This is a genomic window from Sphingomonas sp. TDK1, assembly GCF_001650735.1.
GTDB lineage: Bacteria > Pseudomonadota > Alphaproteobacteria > Sphingomonadales > Sphingomonadaceae > Sphingomonas.
On the sequence record NZ_LXVY01000044.1, the window covers coordinates 58,583 to 78,005 of the forward strand.

The following is a 19,423-nucleotide window of genomic DNA, read 5'->3' on the forward strand; positions in this document are numbered from 1 at the left end:
GGTGCCCTCCCCGGTCTCAGGCGTTGTGCTTGGACTTGTCGTACGCGCCGAGGCCCGGCTTGTACGTCTTGTCGTCGATGAACTGCTTGATGCCTTCCTTCCGGCCTTCATTGTCGTAGCTGTTGGCCGCTTCCTGCGCGCGGATCAGATAATCCTCGGCATTGTCATAGGTCATCTCGCGGACCCGGCGGATCGCGTCCTTGGTCGCCTTGAGCGCCACCGGGTTCTTGGCCTGCAGCACCTTGGCCACTTCCTCGACACGGGCCTTCAGGCCCTCCAGCGGCACCGCCTCGTTCACCAGCCCCCATTCGGCGGCCTTCTTGCCGCTGATATTCTCGCCCATCATCGCGTGGTACATCGCGTTGCGGAAGCCGGTCAGCTCGGCGATCACCTTGGACGCGCCGCCGCCGGGCAGGATGCCCCAGTTGATCTCCGAAAGCCCGAACTGCGCCTCCTCCGCCGCAAAGGCGAGGTCGCACCCGAACAGCGGGCCATAGCCGCCGCCGAAGCACCAGCCGTTGACCATCGCGATGGTCGGCTTGTGGTACCAGCGCAGGCGGCGCCACCAGCCATAGGCCTCGCGCTGGGCACCGCGGGTGGCGCCCAGCCCCTTGGCCTCGTTCTCGCGGAAATATTCCTTCAGGTCCATGCCGGCGGACCAGGCGGTACCCTCGCCGCTCAGCACCAGCACGCCCACATCGTCGCGATATTCCAGCGCGTCGAGCACTTCCATCATCCGGCGGTTGAGCCGGGGCGACATGCAGTTGCGCTTGTCCGGGCGGTTGAAGCGCACCCAGGCGATACCATCGATCACGTCATAGGCAACGGTGGCGTCTTGGATCGGATCGGTCATGCTGCTTTGCCTTTCTGAAAAGTGCGGCGTCATTCGACGCAATAGAAGTCGATGATCACATGGGTCGGCCGGCGGATGCCGCGCGCGACGAACACGGTGCGCGCCAGCCAGGCGTGCGGCCCCTCGGCCACTTCGAAGCGCGGCGTGGTGCGGAAATAATAGGCGTCGGGCTCGACCGGTTCGTCGCGCGCCAGCTGGGCGGTGACCGCCTCGCTGGCGACGCGCAGGCCCGGATTCTCGATCCCGATCACGGTGCCGTCGTCGGCCTGCAGGAAATAGCGGGCGAGCACGCGCGTCACGCCGCCCGGCAGGATCGTCTGCCAGTCGCCGCCGCCCGGCAGCACCGTCGCGTTCAGCCGCGGGCCGGTGATGCGGCCGCCCGTGATCGCGATGAAGCGCGCCCGGCCGCCATCCACCGCCCCGCGGTCCACCGGCGGCGCGATCTCGACCCGCGCCGAGAACGCATAGGCGAGGCCCGGGGGTGGCGCCGAGGGGATGCCCTCGGCGCCTTCGGGGGGACAGGAGACGAGGGACATGTCGATCTGCTCAGATCGGGAAGTGGCCGGGCTGGGTTTCCAGCGTGATCCAGCGCAGTTCGGTGAAGCTCTCGATCCCCGCCTTGCCGCCGAACTTGCCATAGCCGGAGGCCTTCACACCGCCGAACGGCATTTGCGCCTCGTCATGCACGGTGGGCCCGTTGACATGGCAGATGCCCGACTGGATCTGCCGCGCCACCCGAAGCCCCCGCGCCGCGTCGCGCGTGAAGACCGAAGCCGACAGGCCATAGTCGGTATCGTTGGCCAGTTCGATCGCATGCGCCTCGTCGCGGGCGCGGATCACGCCGACGACGGGCCCGAAGCTCTCGTCCCGGAACAGCTTCATCGCGGGCGTGACCTTGTCGACGACATGCGCCGGCATGAGCACGCCGTCCGCGGCGCCGCCGTTCACCAGCGCCGCTCCCTGCGCCACCGCATCGTCCACCAGGCTCTGCACATGGGCGACGGTCTTGGTGTCGACCACGGCGCCCAGGGGCGTCGTGCCCGCACGCGGATCGCCGACCGCCATGGTGGCGACCTTGGCCCTGAACTTCTCCACGAACGCATCGGCCACGGCATCGACGACGATGATCCGTTCGGTGGACATGCAGATCTGGCCCTGGTTCATGAACGCGCCGAACGCCGCGGCCTTCACCGCTTCGTCCAGATCCGCATCGTCCAGCACGATCAGCGGCGCCTTGCCGCCGAGTTCGAGCACCACCGGCTTCAGGTTCTGCGCGCACCGCACCGCGATGATCCGCCCCACGCCGGTCGATCCCGTGAAGTTCACCCGGCGCACGGCGGGCGCGTCGATCATCGCGCCGACCACGTCGCCGGCATCTTCGGGAGCATTGGTGACGAGATTGACGATGCCGCCGCCGAAGCCGGCCTCGACGAACGCCTCGATGATCAGCGCGTGGGTGCGCGGGCATTGCTCGCTCGCCTTCAGCACCACCGTATTGCCGCAGGCGAGCGGCACCGCGATCGCGCGGGTGGCGAGGATGATCGGCGCGTTCCACGGCGCCATCGAGAGCACCACGCCCGCCGGCTCGCGCACCGCCATGGCGATGCACCCCGGCTTGTCGGAAGGAATCACCTCGCCGCTGATCTGGGTGGTGAGCCCGGCGGCCTCGCGGATCATCGACGCGGCGAGCATCAGGTTGAAGCGGGCCCAGCCCTCGGTCGCGCCGATCTCGGCCATCATCGCATCGACGAATGCGTCGGCGCGGGCCTCCATCGCGGCGGCTGCCTTGGTAAGCAGGGCGCGGCGGGCATTGGGGCCCTGCGCGGACCAGGCGGGAAATGCCGCCTGGGCGGCAGCGACGGCGGCGAGCGCATCGTCGGTGCTGGCGGCGGCGGCGGTGGTCGCCACCGCGCCGGTAACGGGGTTACGACGCTCGAAGGTACGCGCGGCCTCGCGTGGGGCACCGCCCACGCTCAGCGAAACTCGGCTTGCAGACATGACCTCTCCTGTCCTGCGTGCTATTGTTATGTAGCATAGCTTTTATCGCAGGACAGGCAAGGGGGGTCTGCGGGGTTTTATTTCGCGTCGGCGGCGAAGCGGAACGTCACGGCGACGGCGTCCGGAATGGTGCTGGCATCGCTCCACTGGCCCTTGCCGACCCCGAAGGCGAGGCGCTTCACCGTCGCGGTGCCGCTCGCCTGGGCGTGGTCGCCATCGATCTTGAGCGTGAAGCTTACCGGCATCGGCCTGGTCGCGCCCGCCAGCGCCAGCGTCCCGTCGGCGACATAGCCGTTACCCTGCTTGCGGATCCGCGTCGCGGTGAAGCGGGCCCTGGGATGCGCGGCGGTACCGAAGAAATCGTCGCCCTTCAGCGTGTCGTCGCGCTCCGAGTCGCCGCTGCTCACCGAGACGAGGTCGATGTCGACCGCGATCTTCGAATGGGCCAGGTCGTCGGGGCTGAACTGGATGTCGGCGGTCCAGCGGGTGAAGCGCCCGTTGATCGTCTCGCCGCTATAGACGGTGCGGAAGCCCAGCGTGCCGCCCGGCGCCACCTTCCAGCTGCGCACGGGCATCGCGGCATCGCTCGCCGAGGCCGAGGGCGAAGGCGTCGGTTCCGGGCTGGCCGAGGCTTCCGGCGTCGGAGTCGGGGCCGGGGCGGCCGGCAGTTCGGGCGTCGAGCCCGGCGTGGGCAGCGGCTGCGAGGGCGTCGGCACGTCGGCGTGGCCCTTGTACCGCCACGAACCCGCGAAGAACGCCGCGACGCACGCCGTCAGCGCCACGACCACCGCGATCGACAGCGCCGGGCGCCGCGACAGCGCCGCCGGCATCATCCGCCCGATCACGTCGTCGCGGAGCAGATGGTGGCGCAGCGCGCCCGCCACGTGCAGCACGAACAGCCCGGCAAGCAGCCAGCCGATCAGTCCGTGGATCGTCTCGGCCGGCGCGTTCCATGCCGTGCCGAGCGGCAGGTGCGGCAACGGAATCGTGCCGAACAGCAGCGTCGGCAGCTTCACCCGCGCGGTGGAGACGATGATCCAGCCGGTGATCGGCCCCAGGATCATCACGCCGTACAGGCCCCAATGCACCGCGCTCGCCAGCAGCTTCAGCGCCGGAGCGCCTTCGGCGGGCGGGCGTGCGACGAACAGCCGCGTGAGCAACCGCGCCAGCGACAGCACCAGGATCAGAATGCCGACCGACTTGTGGAACTGGAATGCGATGAAGAGCGTGGAGCGCGGCAGGTCCTCCAGCGCCCAACCCAGTCCCAGCTGGAACAGCAGCAGCAGCGCCAGTGCCCAGTGGAGCAGGATCGCGATCCCGCTATATCGTTGTTTCAACCCTGCCACGCACTGCCTCGCTCGTTCCGATGCGCACGCGACCCATGCCGCGCACGGAAGCGCATGATCCCGGGCTCCGAGTCGATGGCGCAACGACCTGATGTTGCGCTTTCCCGATGCCGCTCGACAAGTGCGCGCCCGGAAACGCAGCGTTCCACGCGGCTCCACATCGCCGGAAGCGCAACCCGTGCCGCGGTAGGGGGTGCGGGAAATGCCCGCCTGCGGCCATCACTTGTCAGGGTTTCCTGAGGAACGGGCTAGGGCATGCGGACGATTTGGGCACTGGTACGGAGGCAGGCATGAGCCGCGCGTCGATCGAGCGGGTGGACCGCGTCGGCGGCTTCAATGCGCTGGGCCCGGGGGCGAAGAACCGCTTCGTCGTGGATCCCGCGCATATCGACCGGCAGCTTCCCTTCATCCTGCTGGTGGAGGATTTCCTCGAGCCCGGCTCCGGCTTTCACCCCCACCCCCATCGCGGGCTGGAGACGGTCACCGTCCTGCTGTCCGGCCGCCTTCGCCACGGCGATCATCTGGGCAACAGCGGCATTCTGGGCGAAGGCGACGTGCAGTGGATGACCGCGGGCCGGGGCATCGAGCATGGCGGCGAGCCGGTCGACGGCCCGGTCCATGCCCTGCAGCTTTGGCTCGCCCTCCCCGCCCGCTTGCGCCGCAGCGCGCCGGGCACGCGTGAACAACGCAAGGCGCAGGCCGTGCTCGAAACCGGCCCCGGCCATGTCGTCCATAGCTACGGAATCGCGCCGCCCGAGGGCGCGGCCTGGAGCGAATGGCCCCTCACGATCCGCCATGTGCAGCTGGATGCCGGCGCAGCGATGCATCTGCCCATGCCGATCGGCGAACGGATGTTCCTCTACGTCCTGGCCGGCGCGCCGGTCGTGGCGGGCCGGTCCTGCGCGCCGGGCGAGGTCCTCTGGCTGCGCCCGGACGCGGCCCCCGCCGACGTAACGGTGACCTGCACGCAGGCGGCAACCGTGATCGCCTATGCCAGCCCGATCTTCGCCGAGCCGATCGTGGCCTATGGCCCGTTCGCGGGCGGCAGCATGGCGGAGATCGAAGCCGCCTATGCGGATGCCCGGACCGGCCGCCTTCTTGCCGACGCGTGATGCGCACCGGCCGAAATCCGTGACAGCGTACAAGCCTGACAGGAAAGCCGCACCCGAGCGCGGGGCGACACCCCCTTCCCCCATCCCCCGCCCGCAGCCGGAAGGGCGCGACCGGGCGGCCCCGCAGATCCGGCGCGGCGAATTCTACCGGCATGTCGCCGCGTCGCTTCGCGACCACGCCGTCTCGACATCGTCGCTGGTCGTCGCCGAGCGGATCACGCGCCACGCGGAGGAGATCGTGCCGGTGCGATTCCGCCAACCGCACCTGACGTTCATTTCCTGGCACACGGGGTTCGGCCCATATGAGGCCGACATCGCCGATCAGCGCGTGTCCATGCCGGCCGGCGCGCGGCCCAAGCTGGTGGTGTTGCCGCCGCGGGCAGCGATCCTCGGCGAATTCCATCTCACCGGCCTGTGCCAATATGACGTGTTCACGATCGATCCGGCGCTGGTCCACGCGCAGGGGCGGTCGCTCCTCGAACGGGCGCTGATCTTCGAGGACGATGCGCTTCTCGCGAGCATGCATGCGCTGATCGAATGGCAGCACGATCCGACGTTCAGCCTGATGGCCGAAGGCTGGGCCCTGCAGGCGCTGGCAAGGCTGCCCGGCGTCGCACCGCCCGCGCCCTCGCTCCAGCGCCGGATCGAGCGACCCGGCCTGCTGCAGATCGAGGACTATATCGCGGCCAATCTGGACCGGCGGATCGGCACGATCGAACTGGCGGATCTGCTGAGCATGCCCGTGTCGCGCTTCGCTGCCGCCTTCCGGCTCTCCACCGGCCAGTCGCTTTCCCGCTTCGTCCGCGCGCGGCGGCTGGAGCGAGCGGAAGTGCTCCTGCGTGCTACCGACTGGCCGATCGCCTGGATTGCCCGCTCGGTCGGCTATGCCGGGATCCGCTACTTTGCAGAGCGTTTTCGCCGCCACAGCGGCCTCGCGCCGGAGGCATACCGCCAGCGCACGCGCGGATAGCGCCACCGGCAAATGGTATACCGCCGTACGGGGTGCCGCTTCGTTGCGAAGCTGTCACAGTTCGTCTCGTACGGGGGCGTACGTCGATCGGTGGCGCTCTGCACGCCTTTCGTGTGGGTTGGCGGCGAGAGTGGACGATGCGGGCTAGGTTCGAACGATCGTACAGCGCCCCCGCGCCACATGGCATCGTCGCCTCGCCGGGCAGCGGGTTGCCGCTCAAACGGCACGAGGTGCTGCTGCTGGCCTTCGCCACCGCGATCTGCGCGGCAAACACCTATTACTGCCAGCCGATCCTGGCGGACATCGCCCGCGACCTGCGGATCGCACCCGCCGTCACCGGCTCCATCGTCACCACGGTACAACTCGGCGCCGCGCTCGGCATGCTGTTGCTGCTGCCTCTGGCCGATCTGTTCGACCCGCGCCGACTGGTGGCCAGCGTCCTTGCGCTGGATGCCCTGGGCCTGTTGCTGATGTCCCGCGCGGGTACGGCGCTGCCGTTCCGGCTGGGGGCACTGACCGTCGGCCTGTGCGGCATCGTCACCTATGTCCTGCCCCTCTACGCCAGCCGGCACCTGCCCGCGAGCGCGCGGGGCCATGCCACCGGCCTGCTCGCCATGGGCCTGCTCCTCGGGGCGGGGTTCGCACGGGTCGAGGCGGGGTATATCGGCAACCTGCTGGGATGGAGAGCGGTGTTCCTGATCGCCGCCGTCCTGACCGGCGGCGCGGCGATGCTGCTGCTGGGAGTGATGCGCCCGGACGGCACCCGCTCGAAACTACCCTATGCGCCGCAGCTCGCATCGCTGCCGCGGCTGTTCGCCACCCATCCGATCCTGTGGCGTGCGACGCTGCTGCAGGCGATCGCCTTCGGATCGTTCACGTCGATCTGGGTGGTTCTGGGCGTCCATCTCCGCGGGCCGGCCTTCGGGCTGGATCTGGCCGGTATCGGCAATCTCGCGCTGCTCGGTTTCGTGCCCGCGCCGCTCGCGCCCTGGATCGGCCGCCTGGGCGATCGCATCGACGCGACCGTCCTCCTGCGGATGTGGTTGGGGCTTATCGCGGTGGGATGGGCGGCGGCGCTGCTTTGCGGCGACTGCTATGTCGGCATCGTCGCGGCGATCATCGCCATCGGCCTCGGCGGCACCGGGAGCGACATCAATTTGCGAACCGTGCTGTACCGGCTGGAGCCGGAGCTGCGGGTGCGGGTGAACGCCGTCTATCTCTCCACCAAGTTCGTTGCCGCCGGCGCGATGTCGCTGGCGATGACGGCCCTTCTCGCGACGCTGGGCTGGCAGGGTGCCTGCGCGGCGGCACTCGCCACGGCGCTGCTGGGCAGCGTGCTGCGGGCGATCCCGCAGGCATCGGCCAGATGACGACGCCCAAGGCGCCGGAAGCCTTTCACTTCGCGGCGCCGGAACAGAGCCCCGAATATTACCGGCAGGTCAACGGCGTGATGACCACCCGGACGGTACAGAGCTCGGCATCCGTTCGGCTGGAGACGATTTCGCTGCAGCCCACCGCCCCGGTCGACTGGCGGATCCGTCAGCCTGCGCTGTCGCTGCTCTGGTGGCGCACCGGCATCCAGGGCTTCGAGATCGAAACCGATGGCGAGATGACCCGCATCGACAATGCCCGTCGCGGTCTTCTCGGCATTATCCCGCCCGGTATTCCGGTGAAGGCCCTGTTCCACACCGATCCGTTCCTCACTTACCATGTGGCGTTCATCGATACCGCGCTGTTCGAGGATAAGGCACAGTTCCTCCTCGACCGCCCGCTGATCGGCTTTTCCGATACGCGACTGGAACAGAGTCTCGCCCAGCTGCAGGATTGGCGCGACGACGCCACCTTTCCGCTGATGGCGCAGGGTTGGGCGCTACAGACGATCGCACGCCTGCAGGTCGCGCTGGAGGCACCCGATCGTGGCCCGCCGGTCGCCAGGGGCGGATTGCCCCCGCACGCACTCCGCCAGATCGAGACCTATGTCATGGAGCGCCTGCACGAACCCATCGGCCTGCATGAGCTTGCGGGCCTTGTCGGGATCAGCGTGCGTCATTTCGCCCGCGCCTTTCTCCAGGCGACCTGCCTGACCCCTGCCCGTTTCGTGTTCGAGCGTCGCGTGGCCCATGCCAAGGAGATGCTCGCGGACCGCGCCGCGTCGATCACCGATATCGCGATGGCGTGCGGCTTTTCCCATTCGCAGCATTTCGCGAACAGCTTCCGCCGCGCGACGGGGACGACGCCCAGCGCCTTCCGCAAGGCGCTGCTCGGCTGACCCGGCGCACTGCCCCTTGTCCGAAGCGCAGCGCTGGAACATCATCGCCGCACAGACACGGGAGAGGAACGGCGGATGCGGCACGCTACCAGGGCTTTGGCGATGATGCTTCTTGGCCTTTCGGCGGCGGGGCCCGGCCATGGCGCGCCCGCTGCGCGGAGCGCCCCGCAGGTCGTGCCAGATACCCCCGGCACGGGCCCTTATTCTGCGCGGAAATACGTGGATCCAACCCTGCCCGACCATGTGCTGTACCAGCCTGCCGACCTCGCAGCGCTGGGCGGCAGGAAGCTGGGGTTGCTGGTCTGGGGTAACGGCGCCTGCAGCGATGACGGCGCAAGCGTGCGGCTGCACCTCGCCGAGATCGCCTCGCACGGCTATCTGGTGATCGCGCCCGGTCGCGTGCTGAGCGGGCCCGGCGCGCCCCCGCGCCCGCAGACGCCGCCCCCGCCCGGTCCGCTGGGGGTCAGGACGACCACCGCGCAGGTCGCCGCGGGCATCGACTGGGCAGTGGCCGAGAATGAACGACGCGGCAGCCCCCTTTACCACCGCATTGCCCCCCGGATGGTCGCGGTGTCCGGGCACAGCTGCGGCGGCCTTCAGGCGCTGGAGATCGCGGCCGATCCGCGCGTGCACGCGGTGATCGTGCACAACAGCGGTGTGTTCAAGGACGGCACCAATCCGATCCGGGGCATCACGATCGACAAGTCGGCATTGCGCCGGCTTCACACGCCCATTCTCTACGTGATGGGCGGCCCATCCGATATCGCCTGGCCGAACGGCAATGACGATTTCGACCGGATCGACACCGTTCCCGCGCTCCTCGCCAGCCTCGACGTGGGCCATGGCGGCACCTTCGACGCTCCCAATGGCGGTCGTGCCGCGGCAATCGATGTGGCCTGGCTCGAATGGCAGCTGCGCGGTGACAGGAGGGCCGGGGACTGGTTCCGGGGAAGCGCGTGCCGGCTGTGCACGGATCCGGCCTGGACCATTCGGAAAAAGCGCATCGACTGAGCCGCTGCGCGCGATGACGCGGGGGCTATTGCGGTTCGACACGAATGGCATATCGGGACCGGGCCGCCCGATAACCCGATATTAAGGACGATCGACTTGACCGACACGCGCCTCCCCGACCCATTGACCGAGGCTCGTGCAGCGCTGGATAAAGCCATCACCCTGCACGAACAGGGGGACCTGGAAGGCGCGGAAGCCAAGTTCAGGGTCGTCCTGGCCCATGGCTATCGCCCCGCCGATGTGCTGCCGCTGCTTGCCGGCATTCTCGGCCGTCTGTCCCGCCCGGAAGACGCGCTCGCGGCATGGGATGCGCTCCTCGGGATCCAGCCCGATCACGCCGTCGCCCTCCACGAAAAGGGACTGACGCTGCACTGGCTCGGCCGTACCGCCGAGGCGATCGCCACGCTGGAACGCGCCAACCGGGCCGATCCCGACAATCCGACGCTGATCGGCAACCTCGCCGTGGTGCTTGCCGATGGCGGTCGGAATCTGGATGCCCTCCGGCACTTCCGCGAGGCACTGATGTTGCAGCCGGGCAACCTGCATCTGCGCCACCAGATGCGCCGGCTCGGCTCGGGATCGGTGCCCTTCTGGCATATCCCGATGATGAACGACGCGCCGCGCAACGATGCGTTCGAGGCGGCGATCCAGGCCGCGATCCGCGCGCGCGGCACCGCGGCGCGCGTGCTGGACATCGGCGCGGGCAGCGGCCTGCTGTCCTTGATGGCCGCACGCGCCGGCGCGCAGCAGGTCGTCGCCTGCGAGATGGAACCGATGATCGCGGAAATGGCGCAGCAGATCGTCGCCCGCAACGGCTATGCGGCGCGCATCACCGTCCACGCCAGACCGTCCACCGAACTCGCTATCGGCGCGGAGCTGGACGCGCCGGCGGACATCCTCGTGTCGGAGATCCTGTCGAGCGACCTGCTCACCGAAAAGGTGCTCGATACGTTCGAAGACGCGCATCGCCGCCTGCTCGCCGCCGATGCCGTCGTCATCCCGCGCGTCGCAAGCGCGATGGGCTGTCTGGTCGCAAGCGAGAACCTGGCGGACTATGCGTTCGTCGGCGACGTTTCGGGGTTCGATCTGTCGCCCTTCGGCGCCTTCGCGCCGCAGCGACTGCCGATCCATGGCACGATGACGGACTGGACGCGGCTGTCGGACGATGTGGAACTGGTCCGGCTGGACCTCGCCGAAAAGAAGCACGATGCAACGCTGGTGCGACTGCGCATTCCCGTCACCGCGAGCGGTCGCGCGATCGGCATCGTGCAGTGGATGCACATCGATCTGTGGGACGGCGTCACCTTCGACAACCATCCCGACCGGTACAGCGACGGCGGCTGGCTGCAGGTGCTGCACAGCTTCCCCGAACCGATCGACGTGGTGGCGGGCGAGACGCTCGACATCGCCGCCGGCCATGATCGCATCACGCTGATCCTGGCGCCGCTCAACGACTAGGCCGCCCGGCGCCATGGGTCTTCGTCAGCGGCGCGGGCGGGTCCGGGGGCGCTTCCGCCAGCGCCAACACCCGGATGAAGCGCATACCGCCAATCGTCATTCCCCTCAGCCCGAAGCGACCTTCTCGACCGCCCGGCTATCGTCGCGAAACGTATAATGCACGTCATTCGCGATCAGTGTTGCACCCGTCCCACACCGGCCCCCCTTCGTTTGCAGGACGCACGCATCGGGCTGGCGCATCAACCGATACTGTTATACATCATAGCAATAAACATAGATGCGTGAGAGGATGCCATGGAAACCCTTCCCGGCTCGCCGATCCTTCCAGCCCTGTACGGCTGCTGCGACGATGCCAGCCGCTGGCGATCCGTGCTCGACGAGATCTGCGCCGGCCTCGGCACGCGCAGCGCCGCCGTGCAGCTCTACCGGCGGTGCGGCACCCTGCTCGTCCACGAATGGCAGGACCGCGATTCCTTCTCGCATGCCCATGCGCAGGAGCATGATCGCTGGATCAACAATCCCGACAACCCGCGCCTGACCGTCGACCTGGCCAAGCTGCCACGGGCATCCGCGGTGGTGCTGACCGATCGTGAGCGCTTCACGCCGGGATCGGCCGGGATCCGGGAGACCCGGCACCGGCTGGCGCAGATCGGCTTGCGCGGCGGAACGGGGGTGCTGCTCGAACTCGCGCCCGATCGCTATCTGAGCCTGATCCTGCATCGCGCCCTGGGCGACGGCGCCGAGCTGGACGGCCGCGACGCCCGCTTCCTCGAGGAAATCGCGCCGCACCTGCAACGCGTTGCCGAACTCTCCGCGAAGCTGCACGCGGCACGGGCGGCCGAGACGGCCATGGCCGGCGTGCTCGACCGGCTGCGCGTCGGCATCGTCCTGTCTTCGCGCCTCGGCGACGTCCGGTGGCGCAACGCGGCGGCGCTGCGGATGCTGCACCAGGGTGCTTCGATGACGATCGTCCAGGATCGCCTGCGCGGCACCTCGGTCGAGGGGCGGCAGGGGCTCGCGCGCCTGCTGGCCGCACGTCCCGACGACCGGACCGCCGCCGCCTGCTTCCACATGCGCGACGGCCGCCACGTCCAGGCACTGGCGCTGCCCCTGGAGACGCTGGCCGGCGACGCATGCCGCCGCTGGGGCGATGCGGAGAGCGAAGTAGCGCTGGTGCTGATCGATCCGGGCCAGGCGCCCCAGCTCGCCACCGAGCCGGTGATGGCGCTTTTCGGCCTGACCCCGGCCGAGGCGCAGCTGGCGGTCGCCTTGTCGCAGGGCAGCTCGCTCAGCGAATATGCCACGCACCGCGGCGTGTCGGTCGGGACGGTTCGCGTCCAGATGAAGCGGATCCTGGAGAAGACCGATAGCCGCCGCCAAGCCGATCTGGTCGGCAAGCTCTACGCCTCGGTGATCGCGCAGCTGCAGGGCGAGCTGCATTGATCCGTCCCGCGGCGCATATCCCATTTGGGAGCCGCGGGAGGGATGCGCCTGCGGCATCATGATCGCTCAGCAAGGCGGCCGGAAAGGCCGTGGGAACGCGAGAGAGGATGCGAATGCGCAAGCCGAAACACTGTCTGAAGCCGTTGCTTCTTTGCCTGCTGGGCGCGGCGGCCCAGCCCGCGCTGGCCCAGCAGACGCTGCCGCCCGAGCTGCAGGGGGGACCTCCCTCCCAGGTGCCGGTGGCAGTGCAGATCGCGCGCTGGCACGTGCTCGACGGCGACATCAATTCGCTCACCTTCCGCAGCATCGACCGCCTGTTCACCACCCGTACCGTCGCCCATGCCGGCACGCCGTGGCGCCTTCCCCGCGCCGACGCGCCGATGGACTTCAGCTATGATTTCGGCGGCAAGACCTATCGCGCCGACGCGTTTCTGGAGCGCACCTACACCAACGCGCTGCTGATCCTGAAGGACGGCAAGATCGTCACCGAGATCTACCGCAACAACAGCGACGAGACTTCCCGTTTCATCGGCTGGTCGATGACCAAGTCGGTCACGTCCCTGCTCGTCGGCTGCGCGCTGGCGGACGGGCGGATCACGTCGATCGACGATCCGATCACCGCCTATCTGCCCGAGCTGAAGGGCAGCGGCTATGACGGCGCGAGCATCCGCAACATTCTCGAGATGCGCTCCGGCGTCGATTATGAGGAGCGGTACGACTTCGCGCATCCGGGCACGGCGGCGCGCAACCATATCGACGCGCTGGTCAAGAATGTCGTCCGCTTCGCCGATGCCGCCCGCACGATCAAGCGCGCCCATGCCCCGGGCAGCACCTTCCAGTACAAGACGCTCGACACCGCCGTGCTGGGCTGGCTGATCGAGCGGGTGAGCGGCACCACCGTCGCCGGCTATACCAGCCAGAAACTGTGGGAACCGCTCGGCGCCGAATATGACGCCTTCTACCTGATGGACGGGCAGCCCGGTGTCGGCCGCGAATTCAGCGGCGCCGGCTTCAACGCCACGCTGCGCGACTTTGCCAAGATCGGCCAGATGATGCTGGACGGCGGCAAGGCCAATGGCCGCCAGGTCGTGCCGGCCGCGTGGGTGAAGACGTCCACCGCCGCCTCGACGCCGGCCGATCCCAAGGCGCCCGGCGCCCCCACCGGCTATGCGATGCAATGGTGGCTGCTGGACAATAGCGGCGCCTACAGCGCGCTGGGGCTGCAGGGCCAGTATATCTATGTCGATCCGCGCTCCCGCACCGTGGTCGTGAAGATCAGCTATTTCCCGCCGGGACGCGAGGATTCGGCGACCGAGGAAACGGGCGCGTTCCTGCACGCGGCGGCGGCCTGGAACCCGAAGTAACGAACTGAATCGCTTAAAAAATACAACAGCGATAGACGTGGGAGAGGAACAATGAAGCACATGTTGCTTGCCGGCGCTGCCCTGATCGGCAGCGCCGCGGGATCGGCTGCCTGCGCGCAGGACGCTGCCGCCCCGGCGGAGACGCAACCCCAGGCCGAACATTCCGGCCCGCTCGGCGAGATCGTCGTCACCGCCCAGCGCCGCACCGAAAACCTGCAAAAGGTGGCGGTGGCCGCCACGGCGCTGGATGCGAGTGAGCTCAAGGGCAACGCGGTGACGCGGCTCAACGACCTGCAGAACGCCACCCCGGCGCTGTCGATCACCGATGCGGGCATCACTGCCGCGGTCAACATCCGCGGCATCGGGCTGGCCAGCAATTCGCCGAACGTGACGGCGGGCGTCGCCACCTATGTCGACGGACTGTTCCAGCCGCCGATCGTCCAGGCCAACAGCTTCTACGACCTGGCGAGCGTCGAGGTGTTGCGCGGCCCCCAGGGTACGCTGGTCGGCAGCAACTCCACCGGCGGTGCGATCTTCATCAATTCGCGCAACCCGGATCTGAAGGAGGTGGGGGGCTATATCGAGGGCAGCGGCGGCAATCGCGGCAATTACGGCGTCGAAGGCGCGGTGAACGTGCCGCTGGCGAGCAATCTGGCGGTACGCGCCGCCGGCTTCGCACGCGGGCACGACAGCTATTACGCCGATGTCGGCCCCTTCCATAACCAGGCGGGCAAGCTCGACGAAAAGGGCGGCCGCTTCGGCATGCTGTGGCAGCCGGGCAGCTTCCGCGCGCTGCTCAAGGTCCAGATCAACGATCGCAACATCGGCGGCTATGCCTATCGCCCGATCGCCGGCACCGAATTCGGGGCCTATCGCGTCGGCGATATCTACACGCTCAGCTACGATGTGCCGGTGGGCATCCGCGAACATGCCTTCATCACCGGCCTGGAGCTGCGCAAGGAATTTGCCGGCGGCACCGTGCTCCGCTCGGTCAGCGGCTATCAGAACAAGAAGATCCAGGGGGTCAATGACCTCGACGCCAGCCAGGCACCGGCCAGCGCCGGCGGCGACATCCGCGAGGATTATTATGCGCGCGAGCGGCAATATAGCCAGGAAGTGAACCTGATCTCGCCGAGCGGCCTGCCGTTCGAATGGATTGTCGGCGGCTATTTCCAGCGCAACGAAATCAAGGTCCGCATCCGCCAGACCCAGGCGGGCTTCCCGACCGACATCGATCCCGACAATAGCCGCACCACCCTCGGCGTCTTCGCCCAGGCCAGCTACAAGATCCTGCCGGACGTGCAGCTTCAGCTTGGCGGTCGCTATTCGCACTACAAGGCAAGCGGCGTCGGCACGGTGAATATCGGCGCAGGCATCCCGGGCTTCCCCGCCGCCGGGCTTCCGGTCTCGGACCTGTCCGGCACGCACCAGGACGGGCGCGTCACGGGCAAGGCGGCGATCAACTGGAATGTGGATCGGGACAATCTGCTCTACGCCTTTGCGGCGCGCGGCTACAAACCGGGCGGCTTCAACGCGGTGAACTCCGAATTCCGGCCCGAAATCGTGTGGAATTACGAAATCGGCTGGAAATCCAGCCTGTTCGATCGGCACGTGCGGACGCAGGTTTCCGCCTTCTACAATGATTATTCGGATTTCCAGTTCGAGATCCTGGAGCCCAGCACCGGGTTCACCGGGGTGCAGAACCTGTCCAAGGGCACGATCAAGGGCTTCGAGGCGCAGGTTCAGAGCCGGTTCGGCGGGCTGAGCGTTGATGCCAATGTCGCCTATGTCGATTCCAGGCTGTCCGGGCTGACGTTCGTCAACCAGCGCAAGATCCCGTCGGCAACGCTCGGCCCGCAATGCCCGGCCGGAACGCCCTCGTCACCGCCGCGCTGTTTCGATTACGTCCCGGCGATCATCACCACCAATGGCGGGCCCAACCTCTATTCGCCCGATTGGACCTATGGCGGCAGCATTGCCTATGAGGCGGCGCTGCCCGGCGGCGCGACGCTGACGCCGCGGGTCAACTACGCCTATGTCGGGCCGAAATTCACCTACCTCGCCTATGACCCGGTATCCGATCGGATCGCCGGCTATGGCCTGGTCTCGGCGCTGATAACCTTCCGGACCGGGCGCTATCACATCGAGGCCTATGGCACGAACCTGGCCGACAAGCGCTATGTGAGCGGCCAGTACGGCCTGCGCGAATTCTACGGCGCCCCGCGCGAACTGGGCATTCGGGCCGGCTTCACCTTCTGATCGGCCTCGGCCGGAAGGCGGCGCACAAAAAAAGGGGCTCCGGCGGTGATCGCCGGAGCCCCTTCGCGTTGGGGTTCGTCAGAAGTTGCCGCGCAGGATGAACGAGAAGCGACGATCGTTGACGAAATAGGATCGCGGCGCGGTGGCCGTGGACCCGTTGATATAGGCCTGCTCGGTCTTCACGACCTGGTTGGTCAGGTTCACGCCCTGCACGCCGATCTTGACGTACTTGTTGATGCTGTAGAACGCCGAGGCATCGAGCTGCCCGCCCGCCGACTGGAAGATCGAGGTGTACGGGAAGATGACGTCCGCCGCGGTCAGCAGATATTTCGAACGCCAGTTATAGGCCGCGCGCAGCGAAACCGGGCCCTTTTCGTAGAAGAGGGTGGCGTTGAAATTGTGCTTCGACAGCCCTTCCAGCGGCAGGTTGCCCGGCGTGATATTCGAGTTGCCGGACGGGGAACCGCCGTTGAGGAAGGAATTGGGCAGGCCCGAGCTGTCGATATACGAATAGTTCAGGTTGGTGCCCAGGCCGTTCAGCAAGCCCGGCAGGAAGTCGAAGGTCTGCTGATAGGCGACTTCGACGCCCTTGATCTTGCCATAGCCGTTATAGTTGGCCGGACCGCGGACGATGACGTTCTGCGTCACCCCGCCCCCGGTCACCGGCCGGCTGGTCAGCGACTGGTAGAAGAAGTTGTGGATCGACTTGTAGAACACGTCGACCGACAGCTGCCCCACGCGGCCGAAATACCATTCCGCGGTGGCATCGAACTGCCATGCGGTCGCCGGCTTCAGATAGGGATTGCCCGCCGTCGCGGTGAGCGCACCGCTCGCCGAGTCGAAGCCCACCTGCAGGAAGTTGCGGATGTTCGCCAGATCCGGACGCGTCATCACCTTGGAAGCGGCGAAGCGGAGGATCAGGTTGTTAGTCAACCCAAACTTCACATTGGCACTGGGCAGCCAGTAGCCATAGTTCACCCGCGCCACTTCGTTTGTGGTTACACCCGTCGAGAAGTTGCGCAGCGTGTTATAACCTTGCTCGCCGAGGCGGCAGAGCGCGCTGACCGTCGTGCCGGTGCTGGAGCAGGTTGCCGCAAAACTGTCCTGCGTGCCCGTCTGCTGCTGCGTCGGCGCACCGATCGAACCAGCAGACGTGAGATCGCTTACGACATAGCGCAGGCCGACATTGCCGCTGACCCGGACATTGCCGAATACGGGGCCCGGCGACTGGAAGTTCAGCTGAGCGTAGACGTTCTTGTCCTGCTGCGTGACGTTCTGGATTTCCGACGGGAGATACGGCGTGCCGGCGGCAACACCGCCGCGCGACGCGAGCGGAGACCAGGGCGTCGTGCTCGCGCCGTTTGCCTGCCACTGCTGGCCAATCTTCTGGAAATAGGCCGCCGACTGGTTGTAGCCGTCGATCAGATCGCCGGTGTAGAAATAGCCGCCGATCGGCCCCTTCGTTGCCCCGCGGAAGAAGTTGGGGAAGTTGTAGAAGGCGGTCTGCTGCGGCGACTGCGCGAAGGACACCGGCGTGCCGGCCCACACTTCGCTCAGCGCACCCCAGTTGTAGGTGCTGTAGCGGACATCCGAAGCACGGTCGGCATACCGCGCACCGAACTTTAGGTGAGTCAGGAAGCTGTCTTCGCCAAACTTGTAGTCGAAGTCCGCCTTGAAGGCGTACTCGCGGCCTTCGCTCTGCTCGAGATGGTCCATCGCCGCGCGCCAGAACTGGTTCTGCGGGTTCTGAAAATACTGCGCGTCCGACTGCCCCGCCAATGCCGGGTTGGAAGTGCCGAGCACCACCGGCTTATGCGGCGTCACGACCGGCAGACTGCCCGTCAGGTCAAGTTCGGAGTCGGCGAAGGTCGAGCCGAACACGGCGAAGTCGGTGTTGTTGTGCTTCGCCTTGGTGTAGTCGGCGTCGAGGTTGAGCGAAAGGCGATCGCTCAGTTCGGTCTTCAGGTTGAGGCCGTAATCCCAGACGGTATTCTCATCGAGCACCTGGCGCCGCGAAAGCGACTGCTGCGTGCCGCCGGTGGGGACATAGCAAGGTTGGATGGTGCCATCGCCAGCACAGCGGCTGCCGCCGCCGTTACCCGGCGCCGTGATGTAGCCCGACTGGAACAGGCCCGACGAATCGAACTTGTAGTTGGTGGTGGCGCCGACTGCGCACTGCGCGCGAGTCGTGCCGCCCGGGCCGTTGCCGTTAGGCGCGCAGCCGATCGGATAGGTGTTGTATTCCGAAAGGTCCGGCGCAGTTTCGAAGGTATGCTCGCCCCAGGCATTGGTGGTGTGGGTACGGAGGAACTGCGCGGTCAGGATCGTGCGGTTGTCGGTGCTCTGCCACTGGGCGGCGATGGCGACGCCGTCGCGCTTGCGGTCATAGTCCTGGCTACGGAACTGGCCGCCGATCGGCGCATAGCGCAGCGACGCAGGATCGAGCAGCCCATCCGCGCCCGGCGTGCCTGCGGTGCCGCAGGCCGAACCGCCTGCGGGGAGTGTGGTGCTGTCGCCGGTGCCCGGCAACGGATTGCGGCAGACCAGATTCGTGGTCGAATTGGCCGCGATCGCCTGCTGGTTGTCGCGCGTCTGGAAGTTGGTGACCTGAATGCCGTCCGCGCGGCTGCGGATGCGCGAATAGGACACATCGCCCAACAGGCCCAACGTACCGATGCCGGTGTTCCAGGTGTTGCTGATCAGCAGCGAGGCCGTTGGCGACCACTTCTTCTCGAAATCGCCGTAGTTTGCCTCGAGATCGGCACCAATGTGCAGACCCTTGTTGTCGAACGGCTTGCGCGTGTTGAGGTTGACCGTACCCGCCAGACCGCCTTCGATCATCTCCGCAGTGGCGTTCTTGTAGACTTCCACCGAGCCGAGCAGTTCGGCAGGCACGTCCGCGAAGTTGATCGTCTGGCCGCCGATGCCGGCCGAGAAAGTGTCGCGACCATTGAACTCGGAACGGACGAAGTTCAGGCCGCGCACGTTCACGCCCGAGCCTTCGACCGAGAAGTGGTCGGGATCGTTCGTGCCGGCGAAGCGGCTGATCGTCACGCCCGGCACGCGCTGCAGCGCCTCGGTGACCGAGCGGTCCGGCAGCGCCCCGATGTCGCTGGCCGTGATCGCGTCGACAACGGTGTCCGCGTTTTTCTTGATGTTCTGTGCGTTGGCAAGGCTGGCGCGAATGCCGGTAACGACGATCTGGTCACCCTGATCGGCGGGAACGCTGTCGGCAGGGACCTGCTGGTCTGCAGCCGCGGTTTGTGCCTGGGCGGCACCCATCATGCCGGCGACACACAGCGCGGTGACCGAAGCTCCACGCAAGAAAGATCCAATTTTG

At 67.3% G+C, this 19,423-nt stretch carries 14 protein-coding genes; 9 read left to right on the forward strand and 5 right to left on the reverse strand.

The genetic code is table 11. The features are described from left to right. Positions 1-16 precede the first annotated feature (16 nt). The 4 genes from A7X12_RS20310 to A7X12_RS20325 all read right to left on the reverse strand — a co-directional run bounded on the left by A7X12_RS20310 (position 17) and on the right by A7X12_RS20325 (position 4,197). Positions 17-853, reverse strand: a complete 837-nt coding sequence (locus A7X12_RS20310) for a p-hydroxycinnamoyl CoA hydratase/lyase (protein WP_064313283.1) — start codon at positions 851-853, stop codon at positions 17-19. Positions 854-882: 29 nt separating this feature from the next. Then, positions 883-1,389, reverse strand: coding sequence for a DUF3237 domain-containing protein (locus A7X12_RS20315; protein WP_084445814.1), 507 nt, complete (start codon positions 1,387-1,389; stop codon positions 883-885). A gap of 10 nt (positions 1,390-1,399) precedes the next feature. Beyond that, on the reverse strand, positions 1,400-2,851 hold the full coding sequence (locus tag A7X12_RS20320) for an aldehyde dehydrogenase (RefSeq protein ID WP_064313284.1): 1,452 nt from the start codon (positions 2,849-2,851) through the stop codon (positions 1,400-1,402). Between the two features lie 77 nt (positions 2,852-2,928). Then, positions 2,929-4,197: a YceI family protein gene (locus tag A7X12_RS20325; protein WP_232318619.1), complete on the reverse strand. Its 1,269-nt coding sequence runs from the start codon at positions 4,195-4,197 to the stop codon at positions 2,929-2,931. A gap of 290 nt (positions 4,198-4,487) precedes the next feature. Between A7X12_RS20325 and A7X12_RS20330 the strand changes: the two genes are divergently transcribed. From A7X12_RS20330 to A7X12_RS20370, 9 genes are all read left to right on the forward strand, one after another. Further along, positions 4,488-5,309, forward strand: a complete 822-nt coding sequence (locus tag A7X12_RS20330; RefSeq protein ID WP_064313286.1) for a pirin family protein — start codon at positions 4,488-4,490, stop codon at positions 5,307-5,309. 19 nt (positions 5,310-5,328) lie between these two features. Beyond that, entirely contained in the window at positions 5,329-6,279 is a 951-nt protein-coding gene (locus A7X12_RS20335; protein ID WP_198162116.1) for a helix-turn-helix domain-containing protein, read from the forward strand. A 137-nt stretch (positions 6,280-6,416) separates the two neighbouring features. Continuing rightward, on the forward strand, positions 6,417-7,649 hold the full coding sequence (locus tag A7X12_RS20340) for an MFS transporter (RefSeq protein WP_084445823.1): 1,233 nt from the start codon (positions 6,417-6,419) through the stop codon (positions 7,647-7,649). Then, a complete protein-coding gene (locus A7X12_RS20345) occupies positions 7,646-8,548 on the forward strand; it encodes a helix-turn-helix transcriptional regulator (RefSeq protein WP_064313289.1) in 903 nt (300 codons plus the stop codon). Before A7X12_RS20340 ends, A7X12_RS20345 begins: the two co-directional genes overlap by 4 nt. A gap of 102 nt (positions 8,549-8,650) precedes the next feature. Continuing rightward, positions 8,651-9,559, forward strand: coding sequence for a hypothetical protein (locus tag A7X12_RS20350; protein ID WP_232318620.1), 909 nt, complete (start codon positions 8,651-8,653; stop codon positions 9,557-9,559). 96 nt (positions 9,560-9,655) lie between these two features. Next, on the forward strand, positions 9,656-11,017 hold the full coding sequence (locus tag A7X12_RS20355) for a tetratricopeptide repeat protein (protein WP_064313290.1): 1,362 nt from the start codon (positions 9,656-9,658) through the stop codon (positions 11,015-11,017). Between the two features lie 294 nt (positions 11,018-11,311). Continuing rightward, positions 11,312-12,460 carry a helix-turn-helix transcriptional regulator gene (locus tag A7X12_RS20360; RefSeq protein ID WP_064313291.1) on the forward strand — a complete coding sequence of 383 codons (1,149 nt, stop codon included), beginning with the start codon at positions 11,312-11,314 and terminating at the stop codon, positions 12,458-12,460. A gap of 113 nt (positions 12,461-12,573) precedes the next feature. Continuing rightward, the gene (locus A7X12_RS20365; protein ID WP_232318621.1) at positions 12,574-13,824 is read left to right on the forward strand and encodes a serine hydrolase domain-containing protein; all 1,251 of its coding nucleotides are present in this window, start codon (positions 12,574-12,576) and stop codon (positions 13,822-13,824) included. Positions 13,825-13,875: 51 nt separating this feature from the next. Continuing rightward, the gene (locus A7X12_RS20370) at positions 13,876-16,083 is read left to right on the forward strand and encodes a TonB-dependent receptor (RefSeq protein WP_084445826.1); all 2,208 of its coding nucleotides are present in this window, start codon (positions 13,876-13,878) and stop codon (positions 16,081-16,083) included. Between the two features lie 78 nt (positions 16,084-16,161). On the opposite strand, the gene A7X12_RS20375 is transcribed toward A7X12_RS20370, so the two are convergent. Next, complete coding sequence (locus A7X12_RS20375) at positions 16,162-19,407, reverse strand: TonB-dependent receptor (RefSeq protein ID WP_332308562.1); 3,246 nt, start codon at positions 19,405-19,407, stop codon at positions 16,162-16,164. Positions 19,408-19,423: the final 16 nt, after the last annotated feature.

Bases quoted from the DNA above. Each gene is read 5' to 3' on its own strand.
- A7X12_RS20350 (WP_232318620.1), top strand. From the start codon at position 8,651: ATGATGCTTCTTGGCCTTTCGGCGGCGGGGCCCGGCCATGGCGCGCCC.
- A7X12_RS20310 (WP_064313283.1), bottom strand. From the start codon at position 853: ATGACCGATCCGATCCAAGACGCCACCGTTGCCTATGACGTGATCGAT.
- A7X12_RS20345 (WP_064313289.1), top strand. From the start codon at position 7,646: ATGACGACGCCCAAGGCGCCGGAAGCCTTTCACTTCGCGGCGCCGGAA.
- A7X12_RS20330 (WP_064313286.1), top strand. From the start codon at position 4,488: ATGAGCCGCGCGTCGATCGAGCGGGTGGACCGCGTCGGCGGCTTCAAT.
- A7X12_RS20365 (WP_232318621.1), top strand. From the start codon at position 12,574: ATGCGCAAGCCGAAACACTGTCTGAAGCCGTTGCTTCTTTGCCTGCTG.
- A7X12_RS20370 (WP_084445826.1), top strand. From the start codon at position 13,876: ATGAAGCACATGTTGCTTGCCGGCGCTGCCCTGATCGGCAGCGCCGCG.
- A7X12_RS20360 (WP_064313291.1), top strand. From the start codon at position 11,312: ATGGAAACCCTTCCCGGCTCGCCGATCCTTCCAGCCCTGTACGGCTGC.
- A7X12_RS20315 (WP_084445814.1), bottom strand. From the start codon at position 1,389: ATGTCCCTCGTCTCCTGTCCCCCCGAAGGCGCCGAGGGCATCCCCTCG.
- A7X12_RS20320 (WP_064313284.1), bottom strand. From the start codon at position 2,851: ATGTCTGCAAGCCGAGTTTCGCTGAGCGTGGGCGGTGCCCCACGCGAG.
- A7X12_RS20340 (WP_084445823.1), top strand. From the start codon at position 6,417: ATGCGGGCTAGGTTCGAACGATCGTACAGCGCCCCCGCGCCACATGGC.